The sequence below is a fragment of the Pseudomonas sp. ICMP 460 genome (assembly GCF_002723595.1).
Classification (GTDB): domain Bacteria; phylum Pseudomonadota; class Gammaproteobacteria; order Pseudomonadales; family Pseudomonadaceae; genus Aquipseudomonas; species Aquipseudomonas kitaguniensis.
This window is the reverse complement of the sequence record NZ_LKBR01000013.1, coordinates 255,310-272,930: the sequence shown is the minus strand read 5'-3', so window position 1 is coordinate 272,930 and position 17,621 is coordinate 255,310. Positions and strand designations below refer to the sequence as shown.

The window sequence follows — 17,621 nt, the reverse complement described above, 5'->3', positions numbered from 1 at the left end:
CTCAAAAAATCACACTCCCCGCTCAATCCACAGCAAAGTTCTGATAACGTGCGTCTATCGATTGCAGCCGGTATGCTTGGCCCGCAACCTCATGGACGCCCGCTATGACTCTTACAGAATTACGCTACATCGTGACCCTCGCCCAAGAACAGCACTTCGGCCACGCGGCCGAGCGTTGCCACGTCAGCCAGCCGACGCTGTCGGTGGGTGTGAAAAAGCTTGAAGACGAACTCGGTGTGCTGATTTTCGAGCGCAGCAAGAGCGCCGTGCGCCTCACGCCGGTAGGCGAAGGTATTGTTGCGCAGGCCCAAAAGGTCCTGGAACAAGCGCAAAGCATTCGCGAGCTGGCCCAAGCCGGTAAAAACCAGCTGACCGCACCGCTCAAGGTCGGCGCTATCTACACCGTTGGCCCGTACCTGTTCCCGCACCTGATTCCGCAACTGCACCGCGTCGCGCCGCAGATGCCGCTGTATATCGAAGAAAACTTCACTCACATACTGCGCGACAAACTGCGCAACGGTGAGCTGGACGCGGTCATCATCGCGCTGCCGTTCAACGAGGCAGACGTGTTGACCCTGCCGCTCTACGACGAGCCGTTTTACGTGCTGATGCCAGCCTCCCACCCGTGGACGCAAAAAGACACCATCGACGCCGCCTTGCTCAACGACAAGAGCCTGCTGCTGCTCGGCGAAGGTCACTGTTTCCGCGACCAGGTACTGGAAGCCTGCCCGACGCTGGCCAAGGGTAATGACGGCGCCAAACACACCACCGTGGAATCCAGCTCCCTGGAAACCATTCGCCACATGGTGGCGTCCGGCCTGGGTATTTCGATTCTGCCGCTGTCGGCGGTGGACAGCCATCACTATGCCCCTGGCGTGATCGCCGTGCGCCCACTGACCCCGCCGGTGCCGTTCCGCACCGTGGCGATCGCCTGGCGTGCGAGTTTCCCTCGGCCGAAAGCCATTGAGATCCTCGCCGACTCGATCCGGCTGTGCTCGGTGGCCAAACCGCCTGCCGCGAGCTAAGTGCGCGCATGACTGAGCTACTGTAATGACCGAGTTGTCGCAGGTGTCGGTGACCGCACTCAAGGGTGTCGGTGAAGCCATGGCCGAAAAGCTCGCCAAGGTGGGTTTGGAGAACCTCCAGGACGTGCTGTTCCACCTGCCCCTGCGCTATCAGGACCGCACGCGCGTGGTGCCCATCGGCCACTTGCGGCCTGGGCAAGATGCGGTAGTTGAAGGCACCGTCAGTGGTGCCGACGTGGTGATGGGCAAACGCCGCAGTTTAGTCGTGCGCCTGCAGGACGGCACCGGCGGCCTGAGCCTGCGCTTCTACCATTTCAGCAACGCGCAGAAGGAAGGCCTCAAGCGAGGCACCCGCGTGCGCTGCTACGGTGAAGCGCGCCCGGGTGCCTCGGGGCTGGAAATCTACCACCCGGAATACCGCGCCATTACTGGCGACGAGCCGCCGCCGGTGGACACCACGCTCACGCCGATCTACCCGCTGACCGAAGGCCTGACCCAACAACGCTTGCGCCAGCTGTGCATGCAGACCCTGGCCATGCTCGGCCCAAAAAGCCTGCCCGACTGGCTGCCACTGGAGCTGGCGCGCGACTACCAACTGGCGCCACTGGACGATGCGATTCGCTACTTGCATCACCCACCCGCCGACGCCGATGTCGACGAGCTGGCCTTGGGGCACCACTGGGCGCAACACCGCCTGGCCTTTGAAGAACTGCTGACCCATCAACTCTCCCAACAGCGCCTGCGCGAGAGCATGCGCTCGCTGCGCGCGCCGGCAATGCCCAAGGCCAAGCGCCTGCCTGCGCAATACCTGGCTAACCTCGGGTTTGCGCCGACGGGCGCGCAAGTGCGCGTCGGCAATGAAATCGCCTACGACCTGAGCCAGCATGAACCCATGCTGCGGCTGATTCAGGGCGACGTGGGCGCAGGTAAAACCGTGGTCGCCGCCCTCGCCGCCTTGCAAGCTCTGGAAGCCGGTTACCAAGTGGCACTGATGGCACCGACCGAAATTCTCGCCGAGCAACATTTCATCACCTTCAAGCGCTGGCTCGAACCGCTGGGCCTGGAAGTGGCGTGGCTGGCGGGCAAGCTCAAGGGCAAGGTTCGCGCGTCGGCACTCGAGCAGATCGCGGGCGGCGCACCGATGGTGGTGGGCACCCACGCGCTGTTTCAGGACGAAGTGAAGTTCAAGAACCTGGCCTTGGTGATTATCGACGAACAACACCGTTTCGGCGTGCAACAGCGCTTGGCACTGCGCCAGAAAGGTGTGGGCGGCCGCATGAACCCGCACCAGTTGATCATGACCGCCACACCGATTCCGCGCACCCTGGCGATGAGCGCCTACGCCGACCTCGACACCTCGATCCTTGATGAGCTGCCGCCTGGGCGTACGCCGGTCAACACTGTGCTGGTGACCGACACCCGGCGCGTGGAAGTGATCGAACGCGTGCGTGGCGCCTGTGCCGAAGGCCGTCAGGCGTACTGGGTATGCACGCTGATTGAAGAGTCCGAAGAGCTGACCTGCCAAGCCGCAGAGACCACTTACGAAGACCTCACCAGTGCCTTGGGCGAGCTCAAGGTCGGGCTGATTCATGGGCGCATGAAGCCTGCAGAAAAAGCCGCGGTGATGGCCGAGTTCAAGGCCGGTAACCTGCAATTGCTGGTCGCCACCACGGTGATCGAAGTCGGTGTGGATGTGCCCAACGCCAGCTTGATGATCATCGAAAACCCCGAGCGCCTGGGCCTCGCCCAACTCCACCAACTACGCGGCCGCGTCGGCCGGGGCAGCGCGGCCAGCCATTGCGTGCTGCTCTACCACCCGCCGCTGTCACAGATCGGGCGCCAACGTTTGGGCATCATGCGCGAAACCAACGATGGTTTTGTCATCGCCGAAAAAGACCTCGAACTGCGCGGCCCCGGCGAAATGCTCGGCACCCGCCAGACCGGCCTGCTGCAATTTAAAGTCGCCGACCTGATGCGCGACGCTGACTTGTTGCCTGCCGTGCGCGACGCGGCGCAAGCCCTGCTTGAACGCTGGCCGGATCACGTCAGCCCGTTGCTGGACCGCTGGCTACGGCATGGGCAGCAATACGGCCAAGTGTGACGCCTGAGGTTTGCGCGCGTGCGCTGCGCCCGCCGGCAACGCTTGGACGCCAACCACGTCACAAACCACAGTTAGTCGACCAACATCGGTAGCAAGCTGGTTATACTTCTGTGACTGTACGAAATTGGATCAGGCCATGTCAGAAGTAGCCCTCGCCACAGCCCCACTGACCGCCCCGTCGGTCATTCAGGCTCTGCTCGCAAAGCTCGCCATCCCTTACACGGAAGTGGCCGAACACGCTGGCCTGAATCCCGCACGAAAGGTCCAGGCAGTGCTGCTGGAAGATGCCGTGGGCGCGCTCATGGTGCTGTTCCCGCAGAGCCAATTGCTCGACCTCAACCGTCTCGCCGAACTCACGGGTCGCCGCCTCACGGCGGTGTCGCCGGAGCGTGTCGAGCGCATGCTCGGCAAACATGAACTGTGCCTGCTGCCAGGCCTGCCGGCGATGACCAGTTCGCCGTGCCTGTACGAAGGCAGCCTGCTGAGCGAGCCGAGCTTGCTGGTGCATTCGGGCGAAGCCGGTGTGCTGCTGGAGATCGCCAGCGCCGACTTCAAGACGATGCTGACCAAGGCCAGCGCCGGGCACTTCGGCGAGCCTTTGAGCAACATTCGGCCCAACCTCGACCGCCCCAACGATGACCGCGAGGAAATCACCCAGGCGATGCAGGCGTTTACCGCCCGCCGAATCCAGCAACGCCTGGAAGCCACCATCGAGATTCCGCCGCTGGCCGACACCGCGCAGAAGATCATCAAGCTGCGCGTCGACCCCAACGCCACCATTGATGACATCACCGGCGTGGTTGAAACCGACCCGGCCCTGGCCGCCCAAGTGGTCAGTTGGGCCGCGTCGCCGTATTACGCCTCGCCGGGCAAAATTCGTTCAGTGGAAGACGCGATCGTGCGCGTGCTGGGCTTTGACCTGGTGATCAACCTCGCCCTGGGCCTGGCCTTGGGCAAGACCTTGAGCCTGCCTAAAGACAACCCGCATCAGGCCACACCGTACTGGCACCAGTCGATCTACACCGCTGCGGTGATCGAAGGGCTGACCCGTGCCATGCCGCGCGCTCAGCGCCCGGAAGCAGGCCTGACGTATCTGGCCGGCTTGCTGCACAACTTCGGTTATCTGTTGCTGGCGCACGTGTTCCCGCCGCACTTCTCGCTGATCTGCCGTCACCTGGAGGTCAACCCGCACCTGTGCCATAGCTATGTCGAACAGCATTTGCTGGGCATCAGCCGCGAGCAGATCGGCGCCTGGCTGATGCGCTACTGGGACATGCCGGAAGAACTGTCCACCGCCCTGCGCTTCCAGCATGACCCGAACTACGACGGCCAATACGCCGAGTACCCGAACCTGGTGTGCCTGGCCGTGCGCCTGCTGCGCAGCCGAGGCATCGGCTCGGGGCCGGTCGAGGCGATTCCGGATGCATTACTGGAGCGTCTGGGGTTGAGCCGCGAAAAGGCTGAAGCAGTGGTCGGCAAAGTGCTGGATGCCGAGGTGCTGTTGCGCGAGTTGGCATCGCAGTTCACGCAGGGTTAAACGCGCCATCGCAGCGATGCGTCTGACCGACCGTGTTGCCTGCATCGCGAGCAAGCCCGGCTTCCACATTGGTCGCGTTGCCATGTGGAAGCGGGCGGGCCTTTGACATCAGCGTTTGTTTTTCTTCGGCTTTAAATACTTGGTCAAGCCCTGAAACCAGATTACCAGCGCCGGGTTGCCCTTGATTTGAATCGACTTGTCCTGAATGCCCGTCATGAACGCCAGTTGCTTGTTCTTGGCCTGCATCGTGGCGAAGCCGTAGGCGGCATCTTTGAAGGCGATAGCAAAGGCCGGCGTTGGGTGAACACCTGAGCGGCTGGTGATGCGCTGGTCTTTGACGATGAAGTGACGGGCAACGTTGCCGTCGAGGGTCTGCAACTGGAACGCCAGGTCTTTGTCACCCAGCTGTTGCTGGAAAGCAGGGTTAGTGCGGCTGGCTTTGCCCATCATCAGGCCCAGTACCCACAGCAAAAGACGAAATTTCATGCAAACGGCCTCGGTCTGATTATTAAGTGGCCGCGACAGTTTAACGATTTGCAGGTGGAACGCCACCGATCTTGGGCTTTAGCCGGAGATCGGCAGGCGTTTAACGCTTATAGCAACAAATCCCCTCGCCCCACACAAAAAAATGGGCACCCGACCCAGCCGGCGTGCCCATTCTTTTTACCGCCCCGCCTCCCTTCGAGACGTACCGCTGTTACGGGTTGACGCTGTCTTTGAGCGACTTGCCCGGCTTGAACGCAACGGTGTTGCTGGCCTTGATTTTCACAGGCTCACCGGTTTGCGGGTTTTTGCCGGTGCGGGCGCCGCGGTGGCGTTGCAGGAAGGTGCCGAAGCCAACCAGTGTGACGCTGTCCTTGCGATGCAGGGCGCCGGTGATTTCTTCGAGAACGGCATTGAGGACGCGGTTGGCCTGTTCCTTGGTGAGATCCGCTTTTTCAGCGATGGCGGCTGCGAGTTCTGGTTTACGCATAAGTGAAGCCTCTTTGACGGTTTTTTGTTGTTATGTCCGTGCTGCTCTCTAACGGAGCAGCGCCCAAGGCGCCGCAGGCTCTACTCTGCGGCAGACGGGAGTGAGGATGGCATGCCCTCGGACGCCGCGCCAGTCTCGCGGCGACCTTTCTACCGGGAAAAACCGGGTTATTCCGACAGAACGACAGCTATTTACGCCAGCAGCGGAGGAAGTTCTTTGTTCAAGGCCAGTTTTTCCATCACGGCGCTGCCGGTCAGTGCATAACCCAGCAGGCGGCCACTGGCGTCGCGGCACAAGGCCTTGATGTCGGCGCCCTGCCCCTCAACGCTCCACACGCCTTCGGTGCCGCGTGGCGGTGGCGAAACCACCAGCGGGCAGACCGGGGTTTTCACGGTGATCGGCATCGGCCCGTAGCTGACGGCGGTAGCGTTGCCGGCCAGCGTCTGCGCCAGCGCGCGGGCGCAACTCATCAGCGGCATCACGTAGAGCAGGTTCAGGCCATCGACCTCGGCGCAGTCGCCCAAGGCGTAGATATTGGCGTGGGAGGTCTTCAGGTGGCGGTCCACCATGATCCCGCGATTGATTTGCAGGCCGGCGGCGGCGGCAAGGTCGACACGCGGGCGCAGGCCGATAGCCGAGACCACCACATCGCAGTGGATCACTTCACCGTCCGACAGGTGCGCTTCCAGGCCGTCAGCGCTGCGCTGCAGGCGGTTGAGCACCGGCCCCAAGTGGAAACGCGCGCCAAGGCCTTCCAGCCCGGCTTTTACCGCAGCCGCCGCCGCCGGGTGCAGCAGCGTCGGCATGACTTGCTCGCACGGCGCCACCAGGTCGATTTCGTAACCACCAAGAATCAGGTCGTTGGCGAATTCGCAGCCGATCAGCCCGGCGCCGAGTACCAGCACGCGGCGTTTGCCGGCCACCGCGGCGCGAAAGCGCGCGTAGTCTTCAAGGTCGTTGATCGGGAACACCAGCTCGCCCGCATCGCCTTCGACCGGCACACGCACCGTCTCTGCGCCCCACGCCAGGATCAAGTCACGGTAAGCCACGGCTTCTTCGCCGATCCACAGGCGCTTGTGGCCCGGGTCGATGCCACTGATGCGGGTGTGAGTGCGCACTTCGGCCTTTAGCTGCTCGGCCATGGCGCCAGGTTCAGCCATGCTCAGGCCATCGGCCTGTTTGTTTTTGCCAAAGCCGGTGGAGAGCATGGGCTTGGAGTAGGAGCGCCCGTCATCCGCGGTGATCAGCAGCAATGGGGTCTCGCTGTCGAGCTTGCGAAACTCGCGGGCTACGTTGTAACCGGCCAATCCTGTGCCGATGATCACGACAGGTACGTTCATTCCTTTCTCCTTGTAGTACGTTTCTTGATTCGACGATCAGCCGATTTCGATCATTTCAAAATCCATTTTACCGACGCCGCAGTCCGGGCACAGCCAGTCTTCCGGGACGTCCTGCCACAGAGTGCCGGGGGCGATTCCGTCATCCGGCCAGCCGTCTTTTTCGTCGTAGATCAGGCCGCACACTACACATTGCCACTTCTTCATTACTTGCTTCCTCAGGGTCCAGGCATCTTGGCCGACGGTCGATAGACCAACGTTGCCGTACGGCTCAGGGCGTTTTGTACTGATCGGGGCCGGCAGATGCAAGCGCGATCGACGCATGCGGCCAGTTTGGCCCGGCAAAAGCTCAGGACGCCATGGTAAGCTCGCCGCCTCTTTTGCTGCCAATACTGACTCACCGTGTCGCACTCAATCGACCTTCCCGATGCTTGCCAATGGCTGACCCAACGCCTTCTGAGCCCTGCGCCTGCGCCCCTGACCCTCAACTGGTTGTTCGACGAAGGCTCGCTGACACGGCGGCTGACGCAGTTGTCCAACGACGGTTTCAGCGTGACGCCGCTGTTCGAAGGCTGGCAGCCGCTGCGCGCGGATGAATGTGCCGCGCTGGGCCTGGCGCCGGCCACGGTCGGTTGGGTGCGCGAGGTGTACCTGCGTGGGCATGCCGAGCCTTGGGTGTTCGCCCGCAGCGTGGCGGCTCGCAGTGCCCTGCAGGGTGATGGCTTGCACATGGATGCGTTGGGCAGCCGCTCGTTGGGTGAATTGCTGTTCTGCGACCAGGCATTTGCGCGCCAGGCGATTGAAGTGTGCCATTACCCACGGCAATGGCTGCCGACTGCAGACCAGCTCGACGGCCTGTGGGCGCGCCGCTCGCGCTTTGATCGCGGGCCGCTGAGCGTGCTGGTCGCGGAAGTCTTCCTGCCGAGTTTCTGGCACGCGCTGCATGAACACCCGGAGAACCCTTAATGTATCAACGCTTGCTCAAATCCTTGAACCGTTTGAACCCAAGGGCCTGGGACTTCATTCAGTTGACCCGCATGGACAAGCCGATCGGCATTTACCTGTTGCTGTGGCCGACGCTGTGGGCGCTATGGATCGCCGGCAAGGGCTCGCCTTCGTTGATCAATATCGTGATTTTTGTGCTGGGCGTGGCGCTGACGCGCGCCGGCGGCTGCGTGATCAATGATTGGGCCGACCGCAAGGTCGATGGCCATGTGAAACGCACTGAGCAGCGCCCGTTGGTGAGCGGCAAAATCAGCTCGAAAGAGGCGCTGGTATTTTTTGCGGTGCTGATGGGCATCAGTTTCTTGCTGGTGCTGCTGACCAACGCCATGACCATCCTGCTGTCACTCGGCGGCTTGGCCCTGGCAGCGAGCTACCCGTTCATGAAGCGTTACACCTATTACCCGCAGGTGGTGCTGGGCGCGGCGTTTTCCTGGGGTATGCCGATGGCGTTTACCGCCGAGACCGGGCACTTGCCCGCCACGGCGTGGCTGCTGTACATCGCCAACTTGCTGTGGACGGTGGGCTACGACACGTATTACGCGATGACTGATCGCGACGATGACTTGAAGATCGGCGTGAAATCCACCGCTATTCTGTTCGGCGATGCCGACCGGGTGATCATTCTCACCCTGCAAAGCCTGGCGCTGGTGTGCCTGCTACTGGCGGGCATGCGGTTCGAGCTGGGCGGCTGGTTCCACGTGGGCTTGCTGGCGGCGGCAGGCTGTTTTGTCTGGGAGTTCTGGTACACCCGCGACAGGGACCGCCTGAAATGCTTCAAGGCGTTTTTGCACAACCACTGGGCCGGGCTGGCGATTTTTGTCGGGATCGTGGCGGATTACGCGTTTCGCTGAGACTTTTTGCGGTGGCTGTTCGGATGCCTTCGCGAGCAAGCCGGCTCCCACAGTTGAAATGCATTCCACGTGTGGAAGCGGGCTTGCCCACGAAGGCCTTAGCGGCACCGAGACCGAGAGTCAGGGCTTGATGATGTGCCACGCGCCGCCTTTGCCATCACCGGTCTTGTCACCGGCTTTCTTGTCATCTTTATAGGTGTATACCGGTTTGCCTTCATAGGCCCACTGGCTGGTTTGATCATCACGCGTGATGACCGTCCACTTGCCCATCGACTTATCGGTAGACTCGGCCTTCAGCGGCGGCCAGTTGGTCGCGCACTGGTCCTTGCACACCGACTTGCCGTCGGCATCCTTGTCGAAGGTGTAAAGGGTCAAACCCTTGTGGTCCACCAACATTCCATCTTTAGTCATAGCCGGGTCCGCCGCAGATGCCAGGGTCGGCAGCGTCAACGCGGCCGTTACCAGCAGGGCTTTCCAGGAAATCGTACGGTCAGTCATCGGAACCTTCCTTTTGCGGTTGTCAGGATTCGGACCCAAAGCGTAGCCCAGAGACGCGCGAATTGCCCGAGCGACTAAATTACTGTCACACGAATGCAATAATTCCGTTATCTAATGCGGCGCAAGACAGTTAAATGACAAGAGGACTTAGCATGGTTGGCAGGAGCATTCTGATCGTTGACGACGAAGCGCCCATTCGCGAAATGATCGCCGTTGCGTTGGAAATGGCCGGCTATGACTGCCTGGAGGCTGAGAACTCCCAGCAGGCCCATGCGATTATCGTCGACCGTAAGCCGGACTTGATCTTGCTGGACTGGATGCTGCCCGGCACCTCCGGCATCGAACTGGCCCGCCGCCTCAAGCGTGATGAGCTGACCGGGGATATTCCGATCATCATGCTCACCGCCAAAGGCGAAGAGGACAACAAGATCCAGGGCCTGGAAGTTGGCGCTGATGACTACATCACCAAGCCATTTTCGCCACGCGAACTGGTTGCCCGCCTCAAAGCCGTACTGCGCCGCGCCGGCCCGACCGATGGCGAAGCGCCTATCGAGGTCGGTGGCCTGATACTCGACCCGATCAGCCACCGCGTGACCATCGACGGCACACCGGCCGAGATGGGCCCGACCGAATACCGCCTGCTGCAATTTTTCATGACCCACCAGGAACGCGCCTACACACGCGGCCAATTGCTCGACCAAGTGTGGGGCGGCAACGTGTACGTGGAGGAGCGCACCGTCGATGTGCATATCCGCCGCCTGCGCAAAGCCTTGGGCGATGCTTACGAGAATCTGGTACAAACCGTGCGCGGCACCGGCTACCGGTTTTCGACCAAGAGCTGAGCCACAAGCAGTCAGCTACAAGCGGCAAGTTAAAGCCAATGTGCTTTTACGTGTGGCTTGCCGCTTGAAACGTGTAACTGCCCGAAGGACCGATCGTGAACCAAAACTGGCATGGCACCCTGATCCGCCACATGTTGCTGTTAATCACCGGCTGCCTGGTGGTGGGCTTGGCCAGCGGCCAATACGGCTGGAGCCTGGCCGTGGGTATCGGCCTGTACCTGGGCTGGACCCTCAAACAATTGCTGCGCCTGCATGAATGGCTGCGCCAACACAAACCCGAGGAAGCTCCGCCCGACGGCTACGGCCTGTGGGGCGAGGTGTTCGACAGCATTTACCACCTGCAACGCCGCGACCAGCGGGTTCGCGGGCGCCTGCAAGCGGTGATCGACCGGGTGCAAGAGTCTACCGCCGCGCTGAAAGATGCGGTGATCATGCTCGACAGCGATGGCAACCTGGAATGGTGGAACCGCGCCGCTGAAACCCTGCTGGGCCTCAAGACGCCGCAAGACAGCGGCCAGCCGGTGACCAACCTGGTGCGCCACCCGCGCTTCAAGGAGTACTTCGAACAGGAGAACTACGATGAAGCGCTGGAAATACCCTCGCCCACCAATGACCGCGTGCGCATCCAGCTTTACCTGACGCGCTATGGCAACAACGAACACTTGATGCTGGTGCGTGACGTGACCCGCATTCACCAGTTGGAACAGATGCGCAAAGACTTCGTCGCCAACGTCTCGCATGAGCTGCGCACACCGCTGACGGTGATCTGCGGCTATCTGGAGACGCTGCTCGACAACGTTGACGAGATCAACCCGCGCTGGAGCCGAGCGCTGCAACAGATGCAGCAGCAAGGTTCACGCATGCAGACCCTGCTCAACGACCTGTTGCTGCTGGCCAAGCTTGAAGCCACCGATTACCCGTCGGACAACCAACCGGTCAGCGTGCAAAGCCTGTTGCAGACCATCAAAAACGACGCCCAGGCGCTCTCTGGCCAGCGCGAGCAACACATCAGCCTGGAAGCCGACGCGCTGGTGCTGCTCAAAGGCAGCGAGGGCGAGTTGCGCAGCGCGTTTTCCAACCTGGTGTTCAACGCCGTCAAGTACACCCAGGACAAGGGCACTATTCGCATCCGCTGGTGGGCCGATGAACACGGCGCGCACTTGAGCGTGCAGGACTCCGGCATCGGCATCGACGCCAAGCACCTGCCGCGCCTGACCGAGCGGTTCTACCGCGTCGACTCCAGCCGCAACTCCAATACCGGCGGCACCGGGCTTGGTTTGGCGATCGTCAAACACGTGTTGTTGCGCCACCGTGCGCGGCTGGAAATCACCAGCGTGCTGGGCCATGGCAGTACCTTCACCTGCCACTTTCCACCGACGCAAGTGACCCGTTCGCGAGTGATCGAGAAGGATGAGTAACCCAAAAACACCACCCATCCAATGTGGGAGGGGGCTTGCTCCCGATGGCGGTGTATCAGCCGACAGATTTGCTGACTGATACTCCCTCATCGGGAGCAAGCCCCCTCCACATTAGAATTTCACGCTTTTCAACAACACTTTCCCGGCTCCGCCCGGCAGCGGGCACTAGGCAAGCGCCCCGTCAGCCGCTACATTGACCGACTTGCGCCTGCCTTGCAGGCCTGCTGCCACCCCTTATTGAACACATGGAACCTGCAAAACCCCATCATGGACCCTTCCCCTGGTATCACCCTCGCTACACTCTTCGCCGACTTCGGCATGATTCTTTTTGCACTGGTCCTGGTACTGCTCAACGGTTTTTTCGTTGCGGCGGAATTTGCCATGGTCAAACTGCGCGCCACGCGGGTCGAGGCCATCGCCCACAAAAACGGCTGGCGCGGGCAGATCCTGCGCACCGTTCACAACCAGCTCGACGCCTACCTGTCGGCCTGCCAGTTGGGTATTACCCTCGCCTCCCTGGGCCTTGGTTGGGTCGGTGAGCCGGCCTTTGCGCATATCCTCGAGCCGTTGCTGGGCGCTGTGGGCGTCGAGTCGCCGGAAGTGATCAAGGGCGTGTCGTTTTTTGCCGCCTTCTTCGTGATTTCCTACCTGCACATTGTGATCGGTGAACTGGCGCCCAAGTCCTGGGCGATTCGCAAACCCGAACTGCTCTCGCTGTGGACGGCCGTGCCGCTGTACCTGTTCTACTGGGCGATGTACCCGGCGATCTACCTGCTCAACGCCAGCGCCAACGCCATTCTGCGTATCGCCGGCCAGGGCGAGCCTGGCCCGCACCATGAACACCATTACAGCCGCGAAGAGCTCAAGCTGATCCTGCACTCCAGCCGTGGCCAGGACCCGAGCGACCAAGGCATGCGCGTGCTGGCTTCAGCCGTGGAGATGGGCGAGCTGGAAGTGGTCGACTGGGCCAACTCGCGGGAAGACCTGGTGACGCTGGACTTCAACGCCCCGCTCAAGGAAATCCTCGCGCTGTTCCGTCGCCACAAATTCAGCCGCTACCCGGTGTATGACGCGGTGCGCAACGAGTTCGTCGGCCTGCTGCACATCAAGGATTTGCTGCTGGAACTGGCTGCGCTGGACCACATTCCCGAGTCGTTCAACCTGGCCGAGCTGACGCGCCCGCTGGAGCGCGTGTCGCGGCACATGCCGCTGTCGCAGTTGCTGGAGCAGTTCCGCAAAGGCGGCGCGCACTTTGCCCTGGTGGAAGAGGCCGACGGCAACATCATCGGCTACCTGACCATGGAAGACGTGCTTGAAGTGCTGGTCGGCGACATTCAGGACGAACACCGCAAGGCCGAGCGCGGCATCCTCGCCTACCAGCCGGGCAAACTGCTGGTGCGTGGCGACACGCCGCTGTTCAAGGTGGAACGCCTGCTGGGCGTTGACCTCGACCACATCGAAGCCGAAACCCTGGCAGGCCTGATCTACGACACCTTGAAACGCGTGCCGGAAGAAGAGGAAGTGCTGGAAGTTGAAGGCTTGCGCATCATCATCAAGAAGATGAAAGGGCCGAAGATTGTATTGGCCAAGGTGCTGTTGCTGGACTAACGCCTCAGTTGCCCAACGCAAAGTTGGGCAATGTGCCTACGGGCTGGTTGAACTCATACGGGATCGATACCAGCCCCGCCTCAGTGGCGCGCTGTACCACAAAATGCAGGTGCGGCCCGCTGCTGTTGCCGGTATTGCCCGACAACGCCAGCGGGCTGCCTGCCGCTACACGTTGCCCGACCCGCACGCTGACCGAACCTTGCTTGAGGTGCAGGTACACGCCCTCAGTGCCGTCATCATGCTGCACCCGCACAAAATTGCCTGACGCATCACCGCCATGCCCGGCTTGATCAGTCTCGGTCTTCACCACCCTGCCGCTGCGCGCCGCGATGACCTGCGTGCCTTCGGGCATGGCAATATCCAGGGCGTAGCGGCTCTTGGCGTCGGTGTGGCTGAAGCTGCCGTTCGGCCCTTGGCTCAGGCGAAACGGCCCGCCACGCCACGGCACCGGATAACGATAGACGCGCTGTGCATAACGCGTTTGAGGCACGCCCGGCACCGGCCGCTGCGCTCGCGCCGGTGTGCGCTCCTGAATCACAAACGCCTGAGCGCCAGGGCTTGGCTGGTCGCTGAAAAACACCACGCCATTAGCATCGGTGGACTTGTAGAGCGTCATGCACATGGCCGGGGTAGCGGCGGTGAACAGCCCATAAAACAGCAGTGCGCGAATAAGCAAAGTCAGTGACAAGGCCGTGTAAGGTCATGCGTCTGCACGGTAAAACAGATGTCCACGTCCATCCGGGCGGCCGCCGATAAGTTGACTAATGCATCGAGAGAAAACTTATCGATCTTGCCATTAAGCACGTCATTAAGGCGAGGCTGGCTGATACCGAGCCGTTGCGCTGCATCCTTCTGAGAAAGCTCCCAACCACGAATGGTCTTGCACAGTTCCAAAAGCAGCTTTGAGCGCAGGCGCATGTTGGCGGCTTGCTGGGGCGTCTCTTCCAGGGCATCCCAAACACTGCTGAAATGTTCGGTGTGAATTTTTGCGTCTGTCATGGGCTTAACCTAACTCCTGCAATCTGGGGCGAGCCAGTTCGATGTCACGCGCTTCAGTTTTCTGTGTGGTCTTGCGCAGTGCGTGCAGCACATAGACAGCTTGAGGCCGACTGACCACATAGAACACTCGAAACGCTCCCGATTCCTCAGCGATGCGAATCTCACTGACACCCCTACCGATGGTTTTCATGGGCTTGCAGTCAAAAGGCTGTTCACCCTGTTGCAATAAGTCCAACTGAAAACCTGCTGCCCTTCGGGCATCCAGAGGGAATGCCTTCAGATCCTTTAGCGAACTTCCTAAAAACACCACATCCTTGTGCCTCGGCATTAGCTTCTCCTTTGCTGGAAAGAAAAAGCGTAATCGACGACTCGACTATAAGCGCTGGAGGTGTGTTTCAAGGCATCGCAAAGGCTTGATAAGGTCGCTGCGACATCAAGAGAATATATCGAAACCGATATAGATCAAGCCACTCAACCGCAATCAGACAGCCGGTCGATTCCCGCTAATGAGGCGATCACGCACCCGGCACAAAATGCTTCTGCGCCGTACCGCGCGCGATCAGCCGGGAGATGTAGTCGAGCTTTTGGGCATCCTGGTCGATAAACCGGAAGGTCAGTTGCAGCCAGTCGCTGTCGGGCTTCGGCTCGAAGGCGACAATGGCGTGCAGGTAGCCGTTGAGGCGGGCTACTTCGGCGTTGTCGCCTTGCTCAAGGTCAAGTACCGCGCTTTCCAGTACTTGGGGCAGGACTTCGCCGCGACGCACCACCAGCAGCGCTTCCTTGATGCTCAGCGCCTTGATTACGCACTGCTGGGTGCCGCTGGACAGGCGCAATTGGCCTTGACCGCGACCGCCGGCCGGCGACGCCGAAACCGCGGCTGGCGCGGGCGGGTTGTTAAGCAGGCCTTTGCTCGGCGCCGCCGCTACCGGCGCCGATTTGACCGCTTCAGGCTTGCCGCCGGTCAGGGCGCTCAAGGAGTCGTTGCCGAAGGCCGAGTTCATTTTGGTCGGCGCGCTGGCAATCAACGCGTCAAGGCGGCCGACTTTGTGCAGCGCCTGCCTGACCTTGCTCAGCAACTGTTCGTTGGTGAACGGCTTGCTGACGTAGCCGGATACACCGGCCTGAATCGCCTGAACCACGTTTTCCTTGTCGCCCCGGCTGGTCACCATCACAAACGGCATGGCCTTGAGGTGCGCTTGCTCGCGGCACCAGGTCAGCAGTTCAAGGCCGGACATCTCGGGCATTTCCCAGTCGCACAGCACCAGGTCGAAGGTCTCGCGCATCAGGATGGCTTGGGCCTTTTTACCGTTCACCGCGTCTTCAAGCTTGATCCCCGGGAAGTAGTTGCGCAGGCACTTCTTTACCAGGTCGCGGATAAACGAGGCGTCATCCACCACCAGTACACTGACTTTACTCATCGACCCTTCATCCTATAAAAACTTCGGCACGCAGAACGCCTGACTGATGGCATTTTGCCAAAACTCACTGATCACAGCCGGATTTTATTGCTCCCGCTGCGCAAATAATTCAGCTGCCACAAACAAAAACGCCCGACCAAAGGCCGGGCGTTAATTTCTCGGGCAACCTTACTTATCGTCAGATTCGCCCGAAACATTAGGGATTTGATCGGCTGAGCCTTCAACTTCGGCCTTCATGCGCTTAAGACCCATGTGCCGCACGTCGGTGCCGCGCACCAGATAAATCACCAGCTCAGAGATATTACGCGCATGGTCGCCGATTCGCTCCAGGGAGCGTAGCACCCAGATGATGCTCAAGACACGCGAAATAGACCGCGGGTCTTCCATCATGTAAGTGGCCAGCTCACGCAGGGCGGTCTTGTACTCGCGGTCGATGATCTTGTCGTACTGGGCCACCGACAACGCCAAGTCAGCATCGAAGCGGGCAAAGGCGTCAAGCGCATCGCGCACCATGTTGCGTACCTGATCGCCGATATGCCGCACCTCTACATAACCACGCGGCGCTTCGCCCTCTTCGCAGAGCTGAATAGCGCGACGCGCGATTTTGGTGGACTCGTCGCCGATGCGCTCCAGGTCGATCACTGACTTGGAGATGCTGATGATCAAACGCAGGTCGGACGCCGCGGGTTGGCGACGCGCGAGAATGCGCAGGCATTCTTCATCGATGTTGCGTTCCATCTGATTGATCTGGTCATCAATGTCGCGCACTTGCTGGGCCAGGCCCGAGTCGGCCTCGATCAGCGCGGTAACCGCATCGTTGACTTGCTTCTCTACCAGCCCGCCCATTGCCAGGAGGTGGCTGCGCACTTCCTCAAGCTCGGCGTTGAACTGCGCGGAGATGTGATGGGTGAGTCCTTCCTTCGAAATCATGGTTTTGCTCCGCAAATCTAATTTAGCCGCAAGCTACAAGCTGCAAGCCACAAGCTGATTTGTATCGTTACCCTGAACTGCCTTTACTTGCCGCTTGAAGCTTATAGCTTGCAGCTTGCAGCTGCTCAAACTAGCCATAACGACCGGTGATGTAGTCTTCGGTCTGTTTTTTAGCCGGGTTGGTGAACAGCGTATCGGTGTCGCCGAACTCGACCAGCTTGCCCATGTACATAAAGGCTGTGTAGTCGGAAACCCGCGCGGCCTGTTGCATGTTGTGGGTCACGATGACGATGGTGAATTTGGATTTGAGCTCGTAGATCAGCTCTTCAACTTTCAGTGTCGAAATCGGGTCGAGCGCAGAGCAGGGTTCGTCGAGCAGCAAGACTTCCGGCTCCACCGCGATGGTGCGGGCGATGACCAAACGTTGCTGCTGGCCGCCGGACAGGCCGAGTGCCGATTCGTGCAGGCGGTCTTTTACCTCGTCCCACAGCGCGGCGCCTTTGAGCGCCCACTCAACTGCTTCATCAAGGATGCGTTTTTTGTTGATGCCCTGGATGCGCAGGCCGTACACCACGTTTTCGTAGATGGTCTTGGGGAACGGGTTGGGCTTCTGAAACACCATGCCCACACGGCGACGCAACTCTGCCACATCTTCGCCCTTGCGGTAGATGTTGGTGCCGTAGAGGTTGATCGCGCCTTCTACACGGCAGCCGTCCACCAGGTCGTTCATACGGTTGAAGGTGCGCAGCAGCGTGGACTTGCCGCAGCCGGACGGGCCGATAAAGGCGGTCACGCGCTGCTTGGGGATGTTCATGCTGACATCGAACAGCGCCTGCTTATCACCGTAATACAGGCTCAGGCCCGGCACTTCGATGGCCACGGTTTCCTGGGCCAGACTCAGGCTCTGTTTGTCGCGACCCAAAGCCTGCATGTTGATGCCGTGGGTAGGGGTTTCGTGTTGCATGGGATGCTCCCTGTGCTACCAATTCATTTCGTTGAACCGCCAGCTTCATGATTGGGCCTGGCGGTTTACCTCAAATCTGTGTGTGGCGCGGTTCACTGTGGGAGGGGGCTTGCTC

General features: G+C 60.6%; 19 protein-coding genes. 8 read left to right on the top strand and 11 right to left on the bottom strand.

Annotated features, from left to right (window positions below; translation table 11 throughout):
- Positions 1-104 precede the first annotated feature (104 nt).
- The 3 genes from AO240_RS11945 (at position 105) to AO240_RS11935 (ending at position 4,663) form a co-directional block, all read left to right on the top strand.
- Positions 105-1,025 carry a hydrogen peroxide-inducible genes activator gene (locus tag AO240_RS11945; protein ID WP_099236653.1) on the top strand — a complete coding sequence of 307 codons (921 nt, stop codon included), beginning with the start codon at positions 105-107 and terminating at the stop codon, positions 1,023-1,025.
- A 25-nt stretch (positions 1,026-1,050) separates the two neighbouring features.
- Positions 1,051-3,126, top strand: coding sequence for an ATP-dependent DNA helicase RecG (recG, locus tag AO240_RS11940; RefSeq protein WP_099236652.1), 2,076 nt, complete (start codon positions 1,051-1,053; stop codon positions 3,124-3,126).
- A gap of 136 nt (positions 3,127-3,262) precedes the next feature.
- Entirely contained in the window at positions 3,263-4,663 is a 1,401-nt protein-coding gene (locus tag AO240_RS11935) for an aminoacyl-tRNA deacylase and HDOD domain-containing protein (RefSeq protein ID WP_099236651.1), read from the top strand.
- A gap of 108 nt (positions 4,664-4,771) precedes the next feature.
- On the opposite strand, the gene AO240_RS11930 is transcribed toward AO240_RS11935, so the two are convergent.
- The 4 genes from AO240_RS11930 to AO240_RS11915 all read right to left on the bottom strand — a co-directional run bounded on the left by AO240_RS11930 (position 4,772) and on the right by AO240_RS11915 (position 7,180).
- A complete protein-coding gene (locus AO240_RS11930; RefSeq protein WP_099236650.1) occupies positions 4,772-5,149 on the bottom strand; it encodes a helicase in 378 nt (125 codons plus the stop codon).
- Positions 5,150-5,360: 211 nt separating this feature from the next.
- A complete protein-coding gene (locus tag AO240_RS11925) occupies positions 5,361-5,636 on the bottom strand; it encodes an HU family DNA-binding protein (protein WP_003213368.1) in 276 nt (91 codons plus the stop codon).
- Positions 5,637-5,827: 191 nt separating this feature from the next.
- Positions 5,828-6,976, bottom strand: a complete 1,149-nt coding sequence (locus AO240_RS11920) for an NAD(P)/FAD-dependent oxidoreductase (protein WP_099236649.1) — start codon at positions 6,974-6,976, stop codon at positions 5,828-5,830.
- Between the two features lie 36 nt (positions 6,977-7,012).
- A complete protein-coding gene (locus tag AO240_RS11915) occupies positions 7,013-7,180 on the bottom strand; it encodes a rubredoxin (RefSeq protein WP_003213373.1) in 168 nt (55 codons plus the stop codon).
- Between the two features lie 195 nt (positions 7,181-7,375).
- Between AO240_RS11915 and AO240_RS11910 the strand changes: the two genes are divergently transcribed.
- A complete protein-coding gene (locus AO240_RS11910) occupies positions 7,376-7,939 on the top strand; it encodes a chorismate lyase (protein WP_099236648.1) in 564 nt (187 codons plus the stop codon).
- On the top strand, positions 7,939-8,829 hold the full coding sequence (ubiA, locus tag AO240_RS11905; RefSeq protein ID WP_099236647.1) for a 4-hydroxybenzoate octaprenyltransferase: 891 nt from the start codon (positions 7,939-7,941) through the stop codon (positions 8,827-8,829). The genes AO240_RS11910 and ubiA overlap by 1 nt, the downstream gene beginning before the upstream one ends.
- A 120-nt stretch (positions 8,830-8,949) precedes the next feature.
- Here the strand turns inward: ubiA and AO240_RS11900 are convergent, their stop codons facing one another.
- Entirely contained in the window at positions 8,950-9,327 is a 378-nt protein-coding gene (locus AO240_RS11900; protein ID WP_099236646.1) for a hypothetical protein, read from the bottom strand.
- Positions 9,328-9,479: 152 nt separating this feature from the next.
- On the opposite strand from AO240_RS11900, the gene phoB reads away from it, so the two are divergent.
- From phoB to AO240_RS11885, 3 genes are all read left to right on the top strand, one after another.
- The gene (gene phoB, locus AO240_RS11895) at positions 9,480-10,169 is read left to right on the top strand and encodes a phosphate regulon transcriptional regulator PhoB (protein WP_032884451.1); all 690 of its coding nucleotides are present in this window, start codon (positions 9,480-9,482) and stop codon (positions 10,167-10,169) included.
- Positions 10,170-10,300: 131 nt separating this feature from the next.
- Positions 10,301-11,587, top strand: a complete 1,287-nt coding sequence (phoR, locus tag AO240_RS11890) for a phosphate regulon sensor histidine kinase PhoR (protein ID WP_256585935.1) — start codon at positions 10,301-10,303, stop codon at positions 11,585-11,587.
- 267 nt (positions 11,588-11,854) lie between these two features.
- Positions 11,855-13,195 (top strand): hemolysin family protein, encoded by a 1,341-nt coding sequence (locus AO240_RS11885; protein WP_058415737.1) that lies wholly within the window; start codon positions 11,855-11,857, stop codon positions 13,193-13,195.
- A gap of 4 nt (positions 13,196-13,199) precedes the next feature.
- Here the strand turns inward: AO240_RS11885 and AO240_RS11880 are convergent, their stop codons facing one another.
- The 6 genes from AO240_RS11880 to pstB all read right to left on the bottom strand — a co-directional run bounded on the left by AO240_RS11880 (position 13,200) and on the right by pstB (position 17,506).
- Positions 13,200-13,871, bottom strand: a complete 672-nt coding sequence (locus tag AO240_RS11880; protein ID WP_099236644.1) for a M23 family metallopeptidase — start codon at positions 13,869-13,871, stop codon at positions 13,200-13,202.
- 2 nt (positions 13,872-13,873) lie between these two features.
- Positions 13,874-14,194: a helix-turn-helix domain-containing protein gene (locus AO240_RS11875; RefSeq protein WP_099236643.1), complete on the bottom strand. Its 321-nt coding sequence runs from the start codon at positions 14,192-14,194 to the stop codon at positions 13,874-13,876.
- 4 nt (positions 14,195-14,198) lie between these two features.
- Positions 14,199-14,522 carry a type II toxin-antitoxin system RelE/ParE family toxin gene (locus AO240_RS11870; RefSeq protein ID WP_099236642.1) on the bottom strand — a complete coding sequence of 108 codons (324 nt, stop codon included), beginning with the start codon at positions 14,520-14,522 and terminating at the stop codon, positions 14,199-14,201.
- 187 nt (positions 14,523-14,709) lie between these two features.
- The gene (locus AO240_RS11865; protein ID WP_099236641.1) at positions 14,710-15,612 is read right to left on the bottom strand and encodes a response regulator; all 903 of its coding nucleotides are present in this window, start codon (positions 15,610-15,612) and stop codon (positions 14,710-14,712) included.
- 168 nt (positions 15,613-15,780) lie between these two features.
- Entirely contained in the window at positions 15,781-16,542 is a 762-nt protein-coding gene (phoU, locus tag AO240_RS11860; protein WP_058415742.1) for a phosphate signaling complex protein PhoU, read from the bottom strand.
- A gap of 130 nt (positions 16,543-16,672) precedes the next feature.
- Positions 16,673-17,506: a phosphate ABC transporter ATP-binding protein PstB gene (gene pstB / locus AO240_RS11855; RefSeq protein WP_099236640.1), complete on the bottom strand. Its 834-nt coding sequence runs from the start codon at positions 17,504-17,506 to the stop codon at positions 16,673-16,675.
- Between the last annotated feature and the right edge of the window lie 115 nt (positions 17,507-17,621).

Coding starts and splice junctions, on each gene's coding strand:
- AO240_RS11945 (WP_099236653.1), top strand. CDS start 105: ATGACTCTTACAGAATTACGCTACATCGTGACCCTCGCCCAAGAACAG.
- recG (WP_099236652.1), top strand. CDS start 1,051: ATGACCGAGTTGTCGCAGGTGTCGGTGACCGCACTCAAGGGTGTCGGT.
- AO240_RS11935 (WP_099236651.1), top strand. CDS start 3,263: ATGTCAGAAGTAGCCCTCGCCACAGCCCCACTGACCGCCCCGTCGGTC.
- AO240_RS11930 (WP_099236650.1), bottom strand. CDS start 5,149: ATGAAATTTCGTCTTTTGCTGTGGGTACTGGGCCTGATGATGGGCAAA.
- AO240_RS11925 (WP_003213368.1), bottom strand. CDS start 5,636: ATGCGTAAACCAGAACTCGCAGCCGCCATCGCTGAAAAAGCGGATCTC.
- AO240_RS11920 (WP_099236649.1), bottom strand. CDS start 6,976: ATGAACGTACCTGTCGTGATCATCGGCACAGGATTGGCCGGTTACAAC.
- AO240_RS11915 (WP_003213373.1), bottom strand. CDS start 7,180: ATGAAGAAGTGGCAATGTGTAGTGTGCGGCCTGATCTACGACGAAAAA.
- ubiA (WP_099236647.1), top strand. CDS start 7,939: ATGTATCAACGCTTGCTCAAATCCTTGAACCGTTTGAACCCAAGGGCC.
- AO240_RS11900 (WP_099236646.1), bottom strand. CDS start 9,327: ATGACTGACCGTACGATTTCCTGGAAAGCCCTGCTGGTAACGGCCGCG.
- phoB (WP_032884451.1), top strand. CDS start 9,480: ATGGTTGGCAGGAGCATTCTGATCGTTGACGACGAAGCGCCCATTCGC.
- phoR (WP_256585935.1), top strand. CDS start 10,301: ATGTTGCTGTTAATCACCGGCTGCCTGGTGGTGGGCTTGGCCAGCGGC.
- AO240_RS11885 (WP_058415737.1), top strand. CDS start 11,855: ATGGACCCTTCCCCTGGTATCACCCTCGCTACACTCTTCGCCGACTTC.
- AO240_RS11875 (WP_099236643.1), bottom strand. CDS start 14,194: ATGACAGACGCAAAAATTCACACCGAACATTTCAGCAGTGTTTGGGAT.
- AO240_RS11870 (WP_099236642.1), bottom strand. CDS start 14,522: ATGCCGAGGCACAAGGATGTGGTGTTTTTAGGAAGTTCGCTAAAGGAT.
- AO240_RS11865 (WP_099236641.1), bottom strand. CDS start 15,612: ATGAGTAAAGTCAGTGTACTGGTGGTGGATGACGCCTCGTTTATCCGC.
- phoU (WP_058415742.1), bottom strand. CDS start 16,542: ATGATTTCGAAGGAAGGACTCACCCATCACATCTCCGCGCAGTTCAAC.
- pstB (WP_099236640.1), bottom strand. CDS start 17,506: ATGCAACACGAAACCCCTACCCACGGCATCAACATGCAGGCTTTGGGT.